Origin of the sequence: Rathayibacter sp. RFBD1 (genome assembly GCF_002932915.1) — a bacterium.
Classification (GTDB): Bacteria; Actinomycetota; Actinomycetes; order Actinomycetales; family Microbacteriaceae; genus Rathayibacter.
Map to the genome: position 1 here is coordinate 44250 of NZ_PSWQ01000016.1, position 16392 is coordinate 60641.

Sequence of the window (16392 nt, forward strand, 5' to 3'; positions counted from 1 at the left end):
GTCGGGAAGCATACGGTCGAACCGGCCCATGGGGAGGCCGCCTGGGGGACAGGCAGCGCGGCCCGCGCGGCACCCGAGCCGCATGCGCGGGCCGCGCCCGTCTCCGATCTCCTCTCACGTTCCGCCCTCCCTCCGGGTACGCTCTGCTGGACAGCAGATGTCGGAGACTCCCTCCGTGCATCCCGGCGCCGGAGGCCTGATGAGCGACGACCCCCTCGATGCGGAGGAGTCGGCGCGTCCTCCCCGCCTGACCCGCGAGCAGGTCCGCACCCGCCTGCTGGACGCCGCTCTCGCAGTCGTCCGCGCCGAGGGCCTGCGCGTCGGAGTCGCCCACCTGCCCCTCGAGGACGTCATCCGCTCGGCGGGTGTTCCGCGCAGCACCGTGTACCGGATCTGGCCCACCCGCCAGTCGTTCTACGACGAGCTGATCGCCGCGATCCCGGAGAGGGTCCTCGCCACCCGCCTCGACCAGCCGTCCCTGCGGGCCGGGAACTCCCACCTCCACCGCAGCCTCGACCCCGAGCCGACCCCGGCGCAGCGCCGCGAGGCCCTGACCGCCTCCGTCCGGGTCGCCGTCGACGCGAACGTCGACAACGTCTTCTCGTCGCAGCACTGGCGCAACTTCATCGCGCTCGCCGGCGCGGTGGGATCGCACGAGGAGCCGGCACGGACCGCCATCGGATCCGCTCTGCGGTCCCGCCAGCTGCACTTCATCGACAACATGGCGAAGTACTACGAGCACACCCTCGCCGAGGCGGGGCTCCGGCTGCGCCCGGACCGCGGCTCCGCCGCTCTCGCCTCCGCCGTCTCGGCCCTGATCGAGGGGCTGTGCATCGCGCGGATCGCGGCACCGGAGCTGGTGACCGGCCCGCTCGACCCGGCCGATCCCGAGGGGCCGTCGCTGGCGGTGGTGTCGGTGCTGCTGCTGATCGACGGGTTCACCGAACCGGACGAGTGATCCGGGTCGCGGGGTCCGCTCAGTCCTCCGCGACCGGCTCCAGCATCCCGTCGACGATCGAGCGGATCGTCCAGGCCGCCAGAGTCCACTCGACCGGCTCGCCGTCGAGGCCGGGGGCGGTCACCGGAGCGTCGAGGTCGTCGTCGAGGAGCCGGCCGCGGTGCGCGAGCCCGTCGATCACGATCGCGGTGAGGTGGGCGAGCTGGAGCGTCGTGAATCCCGGGCGCATCGTCCCGCCGAAGACCTGCAGCGTCTCCTCGTAGAAGTCGCGCATCCGGCGCGTGAGCATGCCCTCGATCCGCTTCGCCGTGGCGCGCACGGCGTCGCGCGCAGGCCCCTCCTCCATCGAGAAGGTGCAGGCGAGCAGTGCGTTGTACGACGACCAGTCGGCGGAGCGGCGGAGCGACTCGGCATTGGCCCGCGCCCCGATGCGGATGGTCTCCCAGGCGACCCGGCGGCGGCCGGCGGCCGTGGAGAGCAGATCGGTGGAGCGCTCGTAGACCTCGCGCATCTCCTGCTGGGCCTCGGGATCGGCGCCCTCCGCGTACCGGTCCCGCACGAAGACCTCGCCGACCAGGTCGGCCACGAACTCCTCACGCGTGCTCCAGATCCGGTAGACGGAGCTGCGCGGCACGCCGGCCAGGCGGATGTACTCCTCCATGGGCAGGTGCGCGAAGCTCACCGTGAGGCCGTGGTCGGAGACGACGTCGCGCGCCGTGGCGATCATGCGGCTGCGGACCTGCTCCGCGGGGATCCTCCGGGCCCGCCGGGAGCCCTCTGCGCTGTCGTCCATGGAGAGGGACACTAGCCGGAGACGGTGCCGCGGGTGGTCCTCCACGCGCTCCGTGAGCCGATCCGGAGCGCTCTGGGGGCGTCCTCCCACTGAGACGGAATGTCCCATCACGTGCACGACGACGTCGCGGACCGCTACGGTGCAGCCGGGGCGGACCCGAACCTGCCCCTGCTAGGGGACCCCCGTGACCGGATTCGATCGGTTCACGCTGGCCGTCGTCGACGGACCAGCGATCGAGCGCGCCGCGCTGCAGGCGCTGCTCGCGCAGCTGCTGCCGCAGTTCTCGCACGACGAGGAGGGCGTCGACCGCATCGCGGTCCTCGACCTGGACGGCGTGCCCGGCGAGGAGGTGGCCGACACCCTCGAGCGTGCGGCGGCCCGGACCGTCGGCCTCGTCGTGCTCTCCTCCTCCGACTCCCTGGAGCCGGTGCGGGCCGTGCTGCGACGGGATAGGGCGGCCTACGTCTGGAAGGGCGACGACCCCAGCGAGCTCGCGGCGGCGGTCGTCTCGGTCGCCTCCGGCCGGACCTGGATCTCGGACACCGCCCGCCACCGGCTCGTGCACGGGCGCGAGGAGCGCCGCCCGGTGCTGAGCCCGCAGGAGAGCCGGGTGATGCGCGCCTACGGAGCGGGTGCCGCGGTCCGCACCGTCGCGGTCGACCTCAGCGTCGCCGAGCACACCGTCCGCACCTACATCAAGCGGATCCGCGCCAAGTACCTCGAGACCGGCGTCACTCTCGACTCACGGGTCGACTTCTACCGCCACCTCGGCGACCACGACGTCGCCATCCGCCGCGGCGGAGACCGGGTGCGGGCCGGCGTGCAGCAGGCGGCCGGCGACGTGGTCGGCGAGCGCCGAGCCTGAGGCGAGCAGGATCGCGTTCCCGCCGGTGCGCCCCTCGACGAAGGCGGTCGATCCGACCGCTGCGGTGACCGGGAGCAGCTCCCGGACGACCCCGCGCAGGCGGTCCAGCCTCCGGTGGTCGGCGTCGTCGGCGACGTTGACCGCGAGGAGCCCGTCGGCGCCGACCCGGGCGGCGAGCGGAGCGAGGACGGACGCGCGGTAGAACGCCTCCGGGATCTCGTCCCCGTCGTAGACGTCGAGCACGACGAGGTCGGCGCTCCAGGGCGGCAGGGGCCCTGCGGCGTCGGCCGTGAGGAGTCGGACGCGCGCGTCGCGGGGGAGCGGCGCGTGCTCGAGCACGAACTCCACGAGTCCCGCCGCGCTCTCCACCGCGAGCTGCTCGGAGCCCGGCCGGGTCGCGGCGACGTACCGGGCCAGGGCCAGGGCTCCGGCTCCGAGGTGCAGCACGCGCAGCGGCTCGCCGGGCGGGGCGGCGGCGTCGACCACCGCGCCGAGGCGCGCGAGGTACTCGAGGTGCAGAGCACGGGGATCGCCCGGATCGATCAGCGACTGCTCCGCGCCGTCGACCGTGAGCAGCAGCGCCTCCGGCCGCACGGGATCCGGCCCCAGCACAGCTGTGCGGCCTCCCGGCAGCAGGAGGGACGGAGGCATCCCGTCACGCTAGCGCTCCTCGCGCGATCCGCCCCGCCGCCGCTACGGTGACAGGCATGGCCGCCCTGATCCTGCTCGACGTCGACGGCGTCCTGAACCCCTCCGTCCGCAGCGATCGCGCCTCGGGCTCGCACCGCCTGGAGCTCGAGCCCGAGCGGGCGGCGCTCGTCGCCCGCCTGGCCGCGGTCGGCACGATCGTGTGGGCCACGACCTGGCCGCCGAGATTGACGCGGGTCCTCGCCCAGGACCTCGGGCTGCCGGCGGGCACGGAGGCGATCGTCTTCGACGGCGGCCTCCCGCGCGACCCGCGGTTCCCGGGCCGGACGGGCAAGCTCCAGCCCGTCGCGGTGTGGTTGGAGGCGGCCGCCGAGCGCGGCGCGATCGACGCCGTGGTGTGGATCGACGACAACCTCCACGAGGACGCCTACGACTGGGCCCGCGAGCAGAGCACCCCCTTCCACCTGGTGCGTCCGGAGTCGGCGGCGGGCCTCACGAGCGACGAGGTCGCCGGTGCCGAGCACTTCCTGGCCGGACTCCCGGCGTCACACGGCGACATCCGGGAATAGGGCCGCCCCCTCCACTGGTTATCGTCACTCCGGGCGGTTCCGCCGAGCAGCGGTCCGCCCCGGGACGACCCGTCCCCTCGTCGATCCCCGCGCCGCATCCGGCGCAGCGGGACCGCCACGACTCCGTGATGCACCGAAGGACAACACCGTGACCCTCTCCGCCCGCACCTCCCTGCGCGTCCTGCTCGGCACGACCGCCGCCGCCGCCGCCCTGGTCCTCGCCGGCTGCGCGCCCGCCTCGACCGACGACGTGGTCTCCGGCTCGAGCGGCGAGGGCACCGCATCCGCGAGCTCCGGCCTGACCCTGGCCGAGGTCGAGGACTCGGGGAAGCTCACCATCGGCACCGAGGGCACCTACCCGCCCTTCTCCTTCCACGCCGACGGTGGGACCGGAGCCCTCACCGGCTACGACGTCGACGTGATCACCGCCGTGGCCGAGAAGCTGGGCGTCGAGCCCGACTTCCAGGAGACGCAGTGGGACGCGATGTTCGCGGGCCTGGACGGAGCGCGCTTCGACGTGATCGCGAACCAGGTCTCGATCAACGACGAGCGCGAGGCGAAGTACGACTTCTCGGAGCCGTACTCGGTCAGCCCCGGCGTCGTGATCGTCCCCTCGAGCGACACCTCGATCACCGACCTCGCCGGCCTCTCCGGCAAGACCACTGCGCAGTCGCTCTCGAGCAACTGGTACACCGTCGCGCAGGAGAACGGCGCCGAGGTCGAGGGCGTCGAGGGCTGGGCGCAGGCCATCGCCCTCGTCGAGCAGGGCCGCGTCGACGCGACCGTGAACGACCGCCTCACCTGGCTCGACTGGTCCACGACCTACCCCGACCAGGCCGCGGGCCTCAAGGTCGCCGTCACCACCGACGACACCTCCGAGAGCGCCTTCACCTTCCCGAAGGGCTCGGACGACCTCGTCGAGGCCGTCGACTCCGCCCTCGACGAGCTGCGCGAGGACGGCACCCTCGCCTCCATCTCCGAGCGCTACTTCGGAGCCGACGTCTCCCAGTAGCCCCACCCCGAGGCGGCTCCTCCCCTTCCGGGAGGGGCCGTCTCGTGCGTGAGCGGCCCCGACGCGGGGGAGCGGCGGAGCGGCTCAAGCAGCGGGTCCGCCCGCAAGGGCGCCCGCCCCGGCGCGAAGCGTGCCAGCATTCCCCAGGAGGCGGACACGATCCGTCCCCGACGCCACCACCCGATCGAGCCGACCGCGGATCCTCCCGCGAAGGCGGGAGAACACAATGGACCTCGTCCTCCGGTCGTTCTGGCCGATCCTCTCCGGGGGCATCGTCGGGACGATCCCGCTCGCGCTGGCGAGCTTCGCCATCGGGCTCGTGCTCGCGCTGGCGGTCGCCCTGATGCGGCTCTCGCGGGTGCGGATCCTCTCCTGGATCGCGCGCGCCTACATCTCCGTCATCCGGGGCACGCCGCTCCTGGTGCAGCTGTTCGTGATCTTCTACGGGCTGCCGAGCCTCGGACTGAAGATCGACCCCTGGCCCAGCGCCACCATCGCGTTCGCCCTCAACGTGGGCGGCTACGCGGCGGAGGTGATCCGCGCGGCGATCCTCAGCGTCCCGAAGGGGCAGTGGGAGGCGGCGCACACGATCGGCATGAGCCGCTCGCTCTCGCTGCGGCGCATCATCCTCCCGCAGGCCGCGCGCGTCTCCGTCCCGCCGCTGTCGAACACCTTCATCTCACTGGTGAAGGACACCTCGCTGGCCTCCCTCATCCTGGTGACCGAGCTCTTCCGGCAGGCGCAGAAGATCGCCACCGCGTCGAGCGAGTTCATGCTCCTCTACCTCGAGGCCGCTCTGATCTACTGGCTCATCTGCCTGGTGCTCTCCAGCGGCCAGGGCCTGCTCGAGAAGCGATTGGACCGCTATGTCGCCCGCTGACACTCCGACCGACGCGCGGCCCGTGCTCACGGCCCGCGGCCTCCGCAAGTCGTTCGGCGGGGTGGAGGTGCTGCGCGGCATCGACCTGGAGGTCCGCCGCGGCGAGGTCGTCGCCCTGATCGGGCCCTCGGGCTCGGGCAAGACCACCGTCCTGCGCTCGCTGAACAGCCTCGAGGTGCCGGACGGCGGGGTGGTCGAGCTCGCCGACGGCAGCGTCCTCGACTTCGACCGCGGCGTCGGACGGAAGGCGCTGACCGGGCTGCGCGACCACTCCGCGATGGTCTTCCAGCACTTCAACCTCTTCCCGCACCTGACCGTCCTCCAGAACGTGACGGAGGGGCCGCTGCGAGTGCAGCGCCGTCCCGCGTCCGAGGTGGTCCCGGAGGCGGAGCGCCTGCTCGAGCGCGTCGGCCTCGGCGGCCGGGGGAGCGCCTACCCCTTCGAGCTCTCCGGCGGTCAGCAGCAGCGCGTGGGCATCGTCCGGGCGCTCGCGCTGCGGCCCGATCTGCTCCTCTTCGACGAGCCCACCTCGGCGCTGGACCCGGAGCTGGTCGGCGACGTGCTCTCGCTGATGCGGGAGCTGGCGGGGGAGGGCTGGACCATGCTCGTCGTGACGCACGAGCTCGAGTTCGCCCGGCAGGTGGCCTCGGAGGTCGTCTTCATGGCCGACGGCGTGGTCGTCGAGCGGGGCGCCCCTGCGCAGATCCTCCGGGAGCCGCGCGAGCCGCGCACCCGGCAGTTCCTGCACCGCCTCCTCCACCCGCTCGAGTAGACGGTCGGCGCTGTCCCCCGTCGACGGGGAGCCGCGCGGCGCACCGGGCGCGGCGGAAGGCGTGCCTATGCTGTCCGGGTGACCTGGAGCAGCGACGCCGAGACCACGCGGATCCCCTCCGCGACCGAGACGTCCGGCGGAACCGGACCCCAGCCGACCCGGGAGTACGTCTGGCCCGAACCCGTGACGGGCCGGCAGCCGACCGTCGAGCCCGTCGCCCCGGCCGTCGCGGCGTCCGCCCCCAGCGCCCTCGGGCCGGTCGAGGCCGAGCCCGAGCCGGTCCGGCGCTCCGGCAACCGCCTCGCGGGCCTCGCGCTCGCCCTCCTGACGACCGCGGTCTTCGCCGTCCTGTACCTCGTCGCCCTGACGGCGATCCGCCTCCTCGTCGACCGCGTCGGCGGCGACCCGGTCGTCCTCGCGCTCGACGCTGCGCCGACCGCGCTCTTCCTCGCCCCGGTGGCCGCGTTCCTGGTCGGCCTGGCGCTGATCGTGCTGGTCGTGAATCGCGCGGGCTGGTGGGCCTACGTCCTCGGCGGCTTCCTCGTCGCCCTCCTCACGGCCGCGGCCGCGCTGGTCGGCGGCTGGAGCGCCGTCGGACCGCTCGCCCTGCCGATCGACCGCTCCCTCGCGTTCGACTACGTCCGCGATCCCGCCGTCCTCGCGGCGGTCCTCGCCGCCGGCGTCCTCGGCCGGGAGGCGAGCGTCTGGGGCGGCGCCGCGATCGCGGGCCGCGCCCGGGGCGTCAAGCGCCGCAACGCCGAGCGCGAAGCGGCCGCGCAGTCGTGACTCCGGAGGGGCAGGGGCAGGGGCAGGGCCGCGGAGCCGGCCTGGGCTACGGCCTCGCGCTGGCCGGCTTCGCCGCGTTCCTCTACCTCGCCCTGGTCGTCTGCGCGTTCGGGGTCCTCAGCCTCCTGCTGGACCAGGACGTCGTGCCCGAGCGCGACGCCGGTCCGCTGCTGGGGCCGGTGTCGGTGGCGGTCTGCGTCGTCGCCGTGCTGGTCGCGATGGTGACCCTCGCCGCTCGTCCTGCCGTCCACCGCGTCCTCGGCCCGTCGCTGCTGACCGGGGTCGTCGTCTACCTGCTCTTCCTCCTCACCGGCGGAGCGCTCTACGGGCTCGGCCGCCAGGAGCCGGGGGAGATCCTCGGCTGGATCCTCGACCACGCCCCCACTGTCTTCGCGATCGCGACCGGCGTGCTCGCGGCGGCCGTCCAGCTCGTGTTCCTCCTGCTCCTGGCCCGTCGCGACGCCGGCGGCCGCAGCCCCCACTGGGGCTGGGAGGGCGACGAGCGGGAGTGACGGCGGAGTCCCGGCGCGGCTCGTCGCGGCGCTGCGGCATCTCCCAGGGCGAACGCCGCTCGGTTGACCGGCCCCGTCACTCCCCGTAATGTTCTTCGGGTGTGCGCTTTGCCGTGCGCTCGTGTCGTGCCTCCGGGTCGATGCGGTCGCCGCACTTCGCTCCACCGGGTCCGCGAGGATCCGCGGGTTCGTCCGATCGGGCGGCCCCCACGGCATACCCCTCACCCTCCCGGTCCCGCTCGCGGGGCCGCGGGGTGCGTCGGGTCCAGATGAACTCGGCCGTTCCCGGAGACGGGAGGGCCGAATGTCGACCATCGATCCGCTGTCACCGTGCAGCATTCAAGGAGCAAAACCAGTGCCAACGATTCAGCAGTTGGTCCGCAAGGGACGCACGCCGAAGGTCACCAAGACCAAGGCGCCCGCCCTGAAGGCCAACCCCCAGCAGCGCGGCGTCTGCACGCGCGTCTACACGACCACGCCCAAGAAGCCGAACTCGGCCCTCCGCAAGGTGGCCCGCGTCAAGCTCTCCAACGGCACCGAGGTCACCGCCTACATCCCCGGCGAGGGCCACAACCTGCAGGAGCACTCGATGGTGCTCGTGCGCGGCGGTCGCGTCAAGGACCTCCCCGGTGTCCGCTACAAGATCGTTCGCGGCGCCCTGGACACCCAGGCCGTCAAGAACCGCAAGCAGGCTCGCAGCCGGTACGGCGCGAAGATGGAGAAGAAGTAATGCCTCGTAAGGGCCCCGCTCCCAAGCGCCCCGTCGTCGCAGACCCCGTCTACGGCGCCCCCATCGTCAGCCAGCTCGTCAACAAGATCCTCCTGGACGGCAAGAAGGGCCTCGCCGAGCGCATCGTCTACGGTGCCCTCGAGGGCGTCGCCGGCAAGAACGGCCAGGACGCGGTCGTCACCCTCAAGAAGGCGCTCGACAACGTCCGCCCGACCCTCGAGGTCCGCAGCCGCCGCGTCGGCGGCTCGACCTACCAGGTCCCGGTCGAGGTCAAGCCCCACCGCGCCAACACCCTCGCGCTCCGCTGGCTCACCAGCTACGCGAAGGCCCGTCGCGAGAAGACGATGACCGAGCGTCTCATGAACGAGATCCTCGATGCGTCGAACGGTCTGGGCGCCGCTGTCAAGCGTCGCGAGGACACCCACAAGATGGCCGAGTCGAACAAGGCCTTCGCGCACTACCGCTGGTAGCGCACCCCGCGGCCGCCTCCGGGCGACCGCGACCACCGGGCCCGCGGCGTCACCGCTGCGGGCCCGGTCCCGGCGGCGGATCGCCCGATCCCCGCGACCGGGCGACCGCCACCACCAGAATCCCAGCCATTCGGCCATGAACCCGGTGCGCTGGCTCCATCACCTATCGGAGGAACTCCGTGGCACAAGATGTGCTCACCGACCTGAACAAGGTCCGCAACATCGGCATCATGGCCCACATCGATGCCGGCAAGACCACCACCACCGAGCGCATCCTGTTCTACACGGGTATCACGCACAAGATCGGCGAGGTCCACGACGGCGCCGCGACGATGGACTGGATGGCGCAGGAGCAGGAGCGCGGCATCACGATCACGTCCGCCGCGACGACCTGCTTCTGGAACAAGAACCAGATCAACATCATCGACACCCCCGGTCACGTCGACTTCACGGTCGAGGTCGAGCGCTCGCTCCGCGTCCTCGACGGCGCCGTCGCCGTCTTCGACGGCAAGGAGGGCGTCGAGCCCCAGTCCGAGACCGTCTGGCGTCAGGCCGACAAGTACGACGTCCCGCGCATCTGCTTCGTCAACAAGATGGACAAGCTCGGCGCCGACTTCTACTACACGGTCGACACGATCATCAAGCGCCTCGGCGCGAAGCCGCTGGTCATCCAGCTGCCCATCGGCGCGGAGTCCTCCTTCGAGGGCGTCGTCGACCTGGTCGAGATGCGCGCGCTCACGTGGCGCGGCGACTCGAAGGGTGACGTCGCGCTCGGCGCGAAGTACGAGATCGAGGAGATCCCGGCCGACCTCGCCGACAAGGCGGCGGAGTACCGCGAGAAGCTCCTCGAGACCGTCGCGGAGACCTCCGACGAGCTGCTCGAGAAGTACTTCGGCGGCGAGGAGCTCACCGTCGCGGAGATCAAGGGCGCCATCCGCAAGATGACCGTCAACTCCGAGATCTACCCGGTGCTCTGCGGCTCGGCGTTCAAGAACCGCGGCGTCCAGCCGATGCTCGACGCTGTCGTGGACTACCTCCCCTCCCCGCTCGACGTCCCCGCCATCGAGGCGCACGACGTCCGCGACGAGGAGAAGGTCATCATGCGCCACGCGGACTCGACCGAGCCCTTCTCGGCGCTCGCGTTCAAGGTCGCCGTGCACCCGTTCTTCGGCCGCCTGACCTACGTCCGCGTCTACTCGGGCAAGCTCGACTCCGGCGCTCAGGTCATCAACTCGACCAAGGGCAAGAAGGAGCGCATCGGCAAGATCTTCCAGATGCACTCCAACAAGGAGAACCCGGTCGACTCGGTCACCGCCGGCCACATCTACGCCGTCATCGGCCTCAAGGACACCACCACCGGTGACACCCTGAGCGACCCGGCCGCGCAGGTCGTGCTCGAGTCGATGACCTTCCCGGAGCCCGTCATCGAGGTCGCCATCGAGCCCAAGACGAAGGCGGACCAGGAGAAGCTCGGCACCGCGATCCAGAAGCTCGCGGAGGAGGACCCCACCTTCCGCACCGAGCAGAACCAGGAGACCGGTCAGACGGTCATCAAGGGAATGGGCGAGCTGCACCTCGACATCCTGGTCGACCGCATGAAGCGCGAGTTCAACGTCGAGGCCAACGTGGGCAAGCCCCAGGTCGCGTACCGCGAGACGATCCGCCGCACGGTCGAGAAGTACGACTACACCCACAAGAAGCAGACGGGTGGCTCCGGCCAGTTCGCGAAGGTCCAGATCACCATCGAGCCGATGGAGGTCGAGGCCGACAAGACCTACGAGTTCGTCAACGGCGTCACCGGTGGCCGCGTCCCGCGCGAGTACATCCCCTCCGTCGACGCGGGCATCCGCGACGCCATGCAGGTCGGCGTGCTCGCCGGCTACCCCATGGTCGGCGTGAAGGCGACCCTGGTCGACGGAGCGGCGCACGACGTCGACTCCTCCGAGATGGCGTTCAAGATCGCCGGCTCGATCGCGTTCAAGGAGGCCTCGCGCAAGGCGCAGCCGGTCCTCCTCGAGCCGCTCATGGCCGTCGAGGTCCGTACTCCCGAGGAGTACATGGGCGACGTCATCGGCGACATCAACTCGCGTCGCGGGATGATCCAGTCGATGGAGGACGCCACCGGCATCAAGGTCATCCGGGCCAACGTCCCGCTGTCCGAGATGTTCGGCTACATCGGAGACCTGCGCTCGAAGACCTCGGGCCGCGCCGTCTACTCGATGACGTTCGAGACCTACGCCGAGGTCCCCAAGGCCGTGGCCGAGGAGATCGTCCAGAAGAACAAGGGCGAGTAGCTCCGCCCCTGGGCCGTCGCCGTTCCCCGGAACGGCGGCGGCCTGGTAGTGTCGTGCGGGTTTGCTGCCGAGTGCAGCGCGCCCCCTGTCGCAGCGGGACGGCCGCACGACCACTGCCGGTAACATACGTACACAAAACCCCCGCAAGTCCTCCTGTCCTCGTGCCGCCCCGTGCGGCCGCCCGGATGCGGATGCTTGCACCTAAGTCCTGAGGAGGACCCACAGTGGCTAAGGCCAAGTTCGAGCGGACCAAGCCGCACGTCAACATCGGAACCATCGGTCACGTCGACCACGGAAAGACCACGCTCACCGCGGCGATCTCGAAGGTTCTGGCGGACAAGTTCCCGTCCGCGACCAACGTCCAGCGTGACTTCGCGTCGATCGACTCCGCTCCCGAGGAGCGCCAGCGCGGCATCACGATCAACATCTCGCACGTCGAGTACGAGACGCCGAAGCGCCACTACGCGCACGTCGACGCCCCGGGTCACGCCGACTACATCAAGAACATGATCACCGGCGCGGCCCAGATGGACGGCGCGATCCTCGTGGTCGCCGCCACCGACGGCCCGATGGCTCAGACCCGTGAGCACGTCCTCCTCGCCAAGCAGGTCGGCGTCCCCTACCTCCTCGTCGCGCTGAACAAGGCCGACATGGTGGACGACGAGGAGATCCTGGAGCTCGTCGAGCTCGAGGTCCGCGAGCTCCTCTCGTCGCAGGGCTTCCCCGGCGACGACGCCCCCGTCGTGCGCGTCTCCGGCCTCAAGGCCCTCGAGGGCGACGACACCTGGACCCAGTCGATCCTCGACCTGATGGACGCGGTCGACGAGTCCATCCCGGACCCGGTGCGCGACAAGGACAAGCCGTTCCTCATGCCGATCGAGGACGTCTTCACGATCACCGGTCGTGGAACCGTCGTCACCGGCCGTGCGGAGCGTGGAACCCTCGCTCTGAACTCCGAGGTCGAGATCGTCGGCATCCGCCCGACGCAGAAGACCACGGTCACCGGAATCGAGATGTTCCACAAGCAGCTCGACGAGGCCTGGGCCGGCGAGAACTGCGGTCTGCTCCTCCGCGGCACCAAGCGCGAGGACGTCGAGCGCGGCCAGGTCGTCGTCAAGCCGGGTTCGGTCACGCCGCACACGGACTTCGAGGGCACCGCGTACATCCTGTCCAAGGATGAGGGTGGGCGTCACAACCCGTTCTACGCGAACTACCGTCCGCAGTTCTACTTCCGCACCACCGACGTCACCGGCGTCATCACGCTGCCCGAGGGCACCGAGATGGTCATGCCCGGCGACACCACCGACATGACGGTCGCGCTGATCCAGCCGATCGCCATGGAGGAGGGCCTCGGCTTCGCCATCCGTGAGGGTGGACGCACCGTGGGTGCCGGTACGGTCACCAAGATCATCAAGTAGGTCCGTCCTACCGATCTCTCGAGAGGGGTCGTCCGCTTCGGCGGGCGGCCCCTCTCGTCGTTCCCGGGGACGCCCGGCTAGCGTGGCGGCATGCCCTTCGTGAAGAGCGACCCCCGTGCCCTCCCGCAGTTCTTCGAGTGGGAGGCGGCCGGCCTGGACTGGCTGCGCGAGGCGGACGGCGGTGCGCGCTGTGTCGGGGTGGAGAGGGTGTCGCCCGGGCGCATCGAGCTGGAGGAGATCCGCTCCGTGCGTCCCTCGGCCGAGTCGGCTCGGGCTCTCGGCGCCGCGCTCGCCCGGACGCACGACGCCGGAGCCGCGGCGTTCGGAGCGCCGCCCCCGGGATGGACCGGCCCCGCCTACATCGGCCGCCGCGGGATGCCGTGCCGCCCGGACGACTCGTGGGGGCGCTTCTACGCGGAGCAGCGGGTGCGGCCGTTCCTCGGCCCCGCCGTGGAGGCGGACAACCTCACGGCAGCCGAGTCGCGGCTCGTCGAGCAGGCTCTGGGCCGGGTGGCGGCCGGTGCCTTCGACGACGGTGCGGGGCCCGCCCGGATCCACGGGGACCTCTGGACCGGCAACGTGCTCTGGACGGCGGACGGCGCCGTCCTGATCGACCCCGCCGCTCACGGGGGACACCGCGAGACCGATCTGGCGATGCTGGCCCTCTTCGGTGCTCCGCACCTCGACGCCGTCCTCGAGGGCTACCGCGACCAGCATCCGCTGGGGGCCGGCTACGAGGAGCGGGTGCCACTCCACCAGCTGCACCCGCTCGCCGTCCACGCCGCCGGTCACGGTCCCTCCTACGGCCGCGCCCTGGCAGACGCAGCGGAGCAGGTGATCGCACTGGCCGGCTGACCGGCGCGCCCGCACCGTTCCCCCAGCCGGGAGCGCCACACTGAGGCACGCGCCGCCCTGTGCGCGTTTACAAGGAGGCATCATCGTGGATCTCGGGAAGCTCGGACGCCAGGCCGGCGAACTGCTCAACAGCCGGAAGGCCCAGGACGCGCTGCGGAGCGAGAAGGCCGAGCAGGTCTCCGACCAGACCCTCGAGAAGGCGGGCGAGATCGCCAGCCGCCTCACCAACGGCAAGTACGACGACCGCATCGAGGACCTGAAGCGCCAGGCCGACAAGCGGATCGGCAACGAGTAGCGGCTGCCGTCCGACTGCTCCTCCCCGTCGTCAAGCGGGTGCGGGCCTCGGATCCGCCGTCCTATCGTCGGATCGATGGCTGACACTCGCGCGCAACGACTCCGCAGGACCGATTCGAGCGGGCGCGGCTACACCCGGGTGCGCGCGGGCTCCGGCTTCAGCTACCGCGACCCGAAGGGCGCGACCGTCGCCGACAAGGAGCTGCGCGCGCGCTTCGACCATCTCGGCATCCCGCCGGCCTGGACGGACGTCTGGATCGCCCCGTACCCCAACGGGCACATCCAGGCCACCGGCGTCGACTCCGCCGGCCGCCGCCAGTACATCTACCATCCGACCTGGCGCGAGCAGAAGGACCGGATCAAGTTCGACCGGGCGCTGCGGCTCGCGGAGGCTCTGCCCGGGGCGCGCCGGGCCGTGACCATCGCCCTCCGCTCGGACGGACCCAGCCGCGAGCGCGCGCTGGCCACCGCCTTCCGGATGCTCGACACCGGATCGCTCCGCGTCGGCAGCGAGAGGTACGCGAAGGAGCACGGCAGCATCGGCCTCTCGACGCTCCTGTGCGCGCACGCCACGACCCACGGGGACCGGGTCGCCCTCGCCTTCCCCGGGAAGAGCCATCAGGCGTGGACGAGCGAGATCCTCGACCACGACCTCTCGCGCGTCGTCCGTGCTCTCAAGCGTCGCGGGCCGAACGCCCGCCTGCTCGCCTGGAAGGACGGGCGGGAGTGGCGGCCGATCTCGGCGCCCGAGATCAACGACTACGTGCGCGAGCGCGCCGGCGACGACTTCACGGCGAAGGACTTCCGCACTCTGCACGGCACGGTCGCGGCCGCGCTGAGCCTGGCGAAGTCGGGCCCGCAGGCCACGCAGCGCGCTCGGAACTCCGCGATCGCCCAGGCGATGCGCGACGCCTCGGACGTGCTCGGGAACACGCCGACGGTCGCCCGCGCCAGCTACGTCGACCCGCGGCTGCTGGACCACTTCCGCGCCGGCGAGACCATCGACGCGTCGCGCCCCGCGTCGGCCGAGACCGCCGTCCGGGCGCTGCTCTTCGAGTAGCGGGGAAGGCGCTCCGACCCTCGCTGCTGCTCGGAGCGACCGGCTCCCCAGGACCGTCACGACGTGCTCGCGGAGGAGTCCTCCGGCGCGACACGCCCGGGTTGCAGGGGTGGGGCATCTGTGGGAGACTCTTCTAGTTCAAAATTTCCTCTCGGGCGGCGTGCTGCTCGGAGGGGGACACTGCCAGGCAGTGCCGAGACGGCATCGCGGAGGCTCGACCCGAGAGGGCGGCCACGCGGATGCGACGTCGAGGCGGCGGGTAGCAGAACGACAACAACCGACATCTCAACGGGTTCTCCGTGCGTCGTGCGTTCTGCACGCCGATCGGAGCGCCTCAGGGGTGCGGTGCTTTTGACAGAAGAACACTGGTTGCACTTTTCCGGGTCACCGGAGTTCCTTCGCGAGCGCGTCCAATGCGAGACGAGTCCGGCTCCGGCCGGGGGAGTCGCGTACGACGCAATAACAAGAGAGTGAGAGATCACACATGGCGGGACAGAAGATCCGCATCCGACTGAAGTCGTACGACCACGAGGTCATCGACACGTCGGCGCGCAAGATCGTCGACACGGTCACCCGTGCCGGTGCAACGGTGGTCGGCCCCGTGCCGCTGCCGACCGAGAAGAACGTGGTCTGCGTGATCCGTTCTCCCCACAAGTACAAGGACAGCCGCGAGCACTTCGAGATGCGCACCCACAAGCGCCTCATCGACATCATCGACCCGACGCCCAAGGCCGTCGACTCGCTCATGCGCCTCGACCTGCCGGCCGACGTCAACATCGAGATCAAGCTCTAAGGAGGAGTGCCACCATGTCTGTCACTGTTTCCCCCACGCTGAAGACCAGCAAGGGCCTCCTCGGCACCAAGCTCGGAATGACCCAGGTCTGGGACGAGAACAACAAGCTCGTGCCGGTCACCGTCATCGAGATCAGCCCCAACGTCGTGACCCAGGTCCGCACGGAGGAGAAGGACGGCTACACCGCCGTCCAGCTCGCCGCCGGTGCGATCGACCCGCGCAAGGTGAACAAGCCCGCCGCCGGTCACTTCGACGCCGCGGGCGTCACCCCCCGCCGCCACCTCACCGAGGTCCGCACCTCCGACGCCGCCGACTACTCGGCCGGCCAGGAGCTGACCGTGGACGCCGTCTTCGAGGCCGGCACCAAGGTCGACGTCGTCGGCACCAGCAAGGGCAAGGGCTTCGCCGGTGTCATGAAGCGTCACAACTTCAAGGGCGTCTCGGCTTCGCACGGTTCGCACCGCAACCACCGCAAGCCCGGCTCCATCGGCGCCTCCTCGACCCCCAGCCGTGTCTTCAAGGGCATGCGCATGGCCGGTCGCATGGGTGGCGAGCGCGTCACCGTGCTCAACCTCAAGGTGCACTCCGTCGACGCCGAGAAGGGCCTGCTGCTCGTCAAGGGCGCCGTCCCCGGTGCCCGCGGTCGCCTCGTGTTCGTTCGCAACGCCGTGAAGGGAGCGTAG

The 16392-nt window shown here is 71.1% G+C and carries 18 protein-coding genes; 17 read left to right on the forward strand and 1 reads right to left on the reverse strand.

What is annotated here, in order from left to right; translation table 11 throughout:
- Nucleotides 1-199: 199 nt before the first annotated feature.
- Nucleotides 200-958 (forward strand): TetR/AcrR family transcriptional regulator, encoded by a 759-nt coding sequence (locus C5D50_RS07855; RefSeq protein WP_146086904.1) that lies wholly within the window; start codon nt 200-202, stop codon nt 956-958.
- 19 nt (nt 959-977) lie between these two features.
- Here C5D50_RS07855 and C5D50_RS07860 read toward each other — a convergent pair whose 3' ends face one another.
- On the reverse strand, nt 978-1751 hold the full coding sequence (locus C5D50_RS07860) for a TetR/AcrR family transcriptional regulator (protein WP_146082148.1): 774 nt from the start codon (nt 1749-1751) through the stop codon (nt 978-980).
- A 184-nt stretch (nt 1752-1935) separates the two neighbouring features.
- On the opposite strand from C5D50_RS07860, the gene C5D50_RS07865 reads away from it, so the two are divergent.
- From C5D50_RS07865 to rplC, 16 genes are all read left to right on the forward strand, one after another.
- Nucleotides 1936-2616, forward strand: a complete 681-nt coding sequence (locus C5D50_RS07865) for a LuxR C-terminal-related transcriptional regulator (RefSeq protein WP_104283225.1) — start codon at nt 1936-1938, stop codon at nt 2614-2616.
- Nucleotides 2617-3323: 707 nt separating this feature from the next.
- Nucleotides 3324-3833 carry an HAD domain-containing protein gene (locus C5D50_RS07870; RefSeq protein WP_104233923.1) on the forward strand — a complete coding sequence of 170 codons (510 nt, stop codon included), beginning with the start codon at nt 3324-3326 and terminating at the stop codon, nt 3831-3833.
- Between the two features lie 148 nt (nt 3834-3981).
- Nucleotides 3982-4845 (forward strand): amino acid ABC transporter substrate-binding protein, encoded by an 864-nt coding sequence (locus tag C5D50_RS07875; RefSeq protein ID WP_374953121.1) that lies wholly within the window; start codon nt 3982-3984, stop codon nt 4843-4845.
- Nucleotides 4846-5071: 226 nt separating this feature from the next.
- A complete protein-coding gene (locus tag C5D50_RS07880) occupies nt 5072-5725 on the forward strand; it encodes an amino acid ABC transporter permease (protein WP_104224574.1) in 654 nt (217 codons plus the stop codon).
- Nucleotides 5712-6497: an amino acid ABC transporter ATP-binding protein gene (locus C5D50_RS07885; protein WP_104283226.1), complete on the forward strand. Its 786-nt coding sequence runs from the start codon at nt 5712-5714 to the stop codon at nt 6495-6497. The genes C5D50_RS07880 and C5D50_RS07885 overlap by 14 nt, the downstream gene beginning before the upstream one ends.
- A 78-nt stretch (nt 6498-6575) precedes the next feature.
- Nucleotides 6576-7283, forward strand: coding sequence for a hypothetical protein (locus C5D50_RS07890; RefSeq protein ID WP_104283227.1), 708 nt, complete (start codon nt 6576-6578; stop codon nt 7281-7283).
- Nucleotides 7280-7795: a DUF6121 family protein gene (locus tag C5D50_RS07895; protein WP_104283228.1), complete on the forward strand. Its 516-nt coding sequence runs from the start codon at nt 7280-7282 to the stop codon at nt 7793-7795. The genes C5D50_RS07890 and C5D50_RS07895 overlap by 4 nt, the downstream gene beginning before the upstream one ends.
- A 355-nt stretch (nt 7796-8150) precedes the next feature.
- A complete protein-coding gene (gene rpsL, locus C5D50_RS07900; protein WP_011186743.1) occupies nt 8151-8525 on the forward strand; it encodes a 30S ribosomal protein S12 in 375 nt (124 codons plus the stop codon).
- Nucleotides 8525-8995: a 30S ribosomal protein S7 gene (gene rpsG / locus C5D50_RS07905; RefSeq protein ID WP_068251443.1), complete on the forward strand. Its 471-nt coding sequence runs from the start codon at nt 8525-8527 to the stop codon at nt 8993-8995. Before rpsL ends, rpsG begins: the two co-directional genes overlap by 1 nt.
- 179 nt (nt 8996-9174) lie before the next feature.
- The gene (fusA, locus tag C5D50_RS07910) at nt 9175-11289 is read left to right on the forward strand and encodes an elongation factor G (RefSeq protein ID WP_104224571.1); all 2115 of its coding nucleotides are present in this window, start codon (nt 9175-9177) and stop codon (nt 11287-11289) included.
- Between the two features lie 224 nt (nt 11290-11513).
- Entirely contained in the window at nt 11514-12707 is a 1194-nt protein-coding gene (tuf, locus tag C5D50_RS07915; protein WP_104224570.1) for an elongation factor Tu, read from the forward strand.
- 90 nt (nt 12708-12797) lie between these two features.
- Entirely contained in the window at nt 12798-13562 is a 765-nt protein-coding gene (locus C5D50_RS07920) for a fructosamine kinase family protein (protein WP_104283229.1), read from the forward strand.
- A gap of 85 nt (nt 13563-13647) precedes the next feature.
- A complete protein-coding gene (locus C5D50_RS07925) occupies nt 13648-13857 on the forward strand; it encodes an antitoxin (RefSeq protein WP_159939075.1) in 210 nt (69 codons plus the stop codon).
- Nucleotides 13858-13932: 75 nt separating this feature from the next.
- Entirely contained in the window at nt 13933-14916 is a 984-nt protein-coding gene (locus tag C5D50_RS07930; protein ID WP_104224567.1) for a DNA topoisomerase IB, read from the forward strand.
- A gap of 484 nt (nt 14917-15400) precedes the next feature.
- Nucleotides 15401-15709 carry a 30S ribosomal protein S10 gene (gene rpsJ, locus C5D50_RS07935; protein ID WP_005050520.1) on the forward strand — a complete coding sequence of 103 codons (309 nt, stop codon included), beginning with the start codon at nt 15401-15403 and terminating at the stop codon, nt 15707-15709.
- Between the two features lie 14 nt (nt 15710-15723).
- Entirely contained in the window at nt 15724-16392 is a 669-nt protein-coding gene (gene rplC / locus C5D50_RS07940) for a 50S ribosomal protein L3 (RefSeq protein ID WP_104224566.1), read from the forward strand.

Bases quoted from the DNA above. Each gene is read 5' to 3' on its own strand.
- C5D50_RS07880 (WP_104224574.1), top strand. From the start codon at position 5,072: ATGGACCTCGTCCTCCGGTCGTTCTGGCCGATCCTCTCCGGGGGCATC.
- rpsJ (WP_005050520.1), top strand. From the start codon at position 15,401: ATGGCGGGACAGAAGATCCGCATCCGACTGAAGTCGTACGACCACGAG.
- C5D50_RS07870 (WP_104233923.1), top strand. From the start codon at position 3,324: ATGGCCGCCCTGATCCTGCTCGACGTCGACGGCGTCCTGAACCCCTCC.
- rplC (WP_104224566.1), top strand. From the start codon at position 15,724: ATGTCTGTCACTGTTTCCCCCACGCTGAAGACCAGCAAGGGCCTCCTC.
- rpsG (WP_068251443.1), top strand. From the start codon at position 8,525: ATGCCTCGTAAGGGCCCCGCTCCCAAGCGCCCCGTCGTCGCAGACCCC.
- C5D50_RS07930 (WP_104224567.1), top strand. From the start codon at position 13,933: ATGGCTGACACTCGCGCGCAACGACTCCGCAGGACCGATTCGAGCGGG.
- C5D50_RS07855 (WP_146086904.1), top strand. From the start codon at position 200: ATGAGCGACGACCCCCTCGATGCGGAGGAGTCGGCGCGTCCTCCCCGC.
- C5D50_RS07920 (WP_104283229.1), top strand. From the start codon at position 12,798: ATGCCCTTCGTGAAGAGCGACCCCCGTGCCCTCCCGCAGTTCTTCGAG.
- C5D50_RS07885 (WP_104283226.1), top strand. From the start codon at position 5,712: ATGTCGCCCGCTGACACTCCGACCGACGCGCGGCCCGTGCTCACGGCC.
- C5D50_RS07860 (WP_146082148.1), bottom strand. From the start codon at position 1,751: ATGGACGACAGCGCAGAGGGCTCCCGGCGGGCCCGGAGGATCCCCGCG.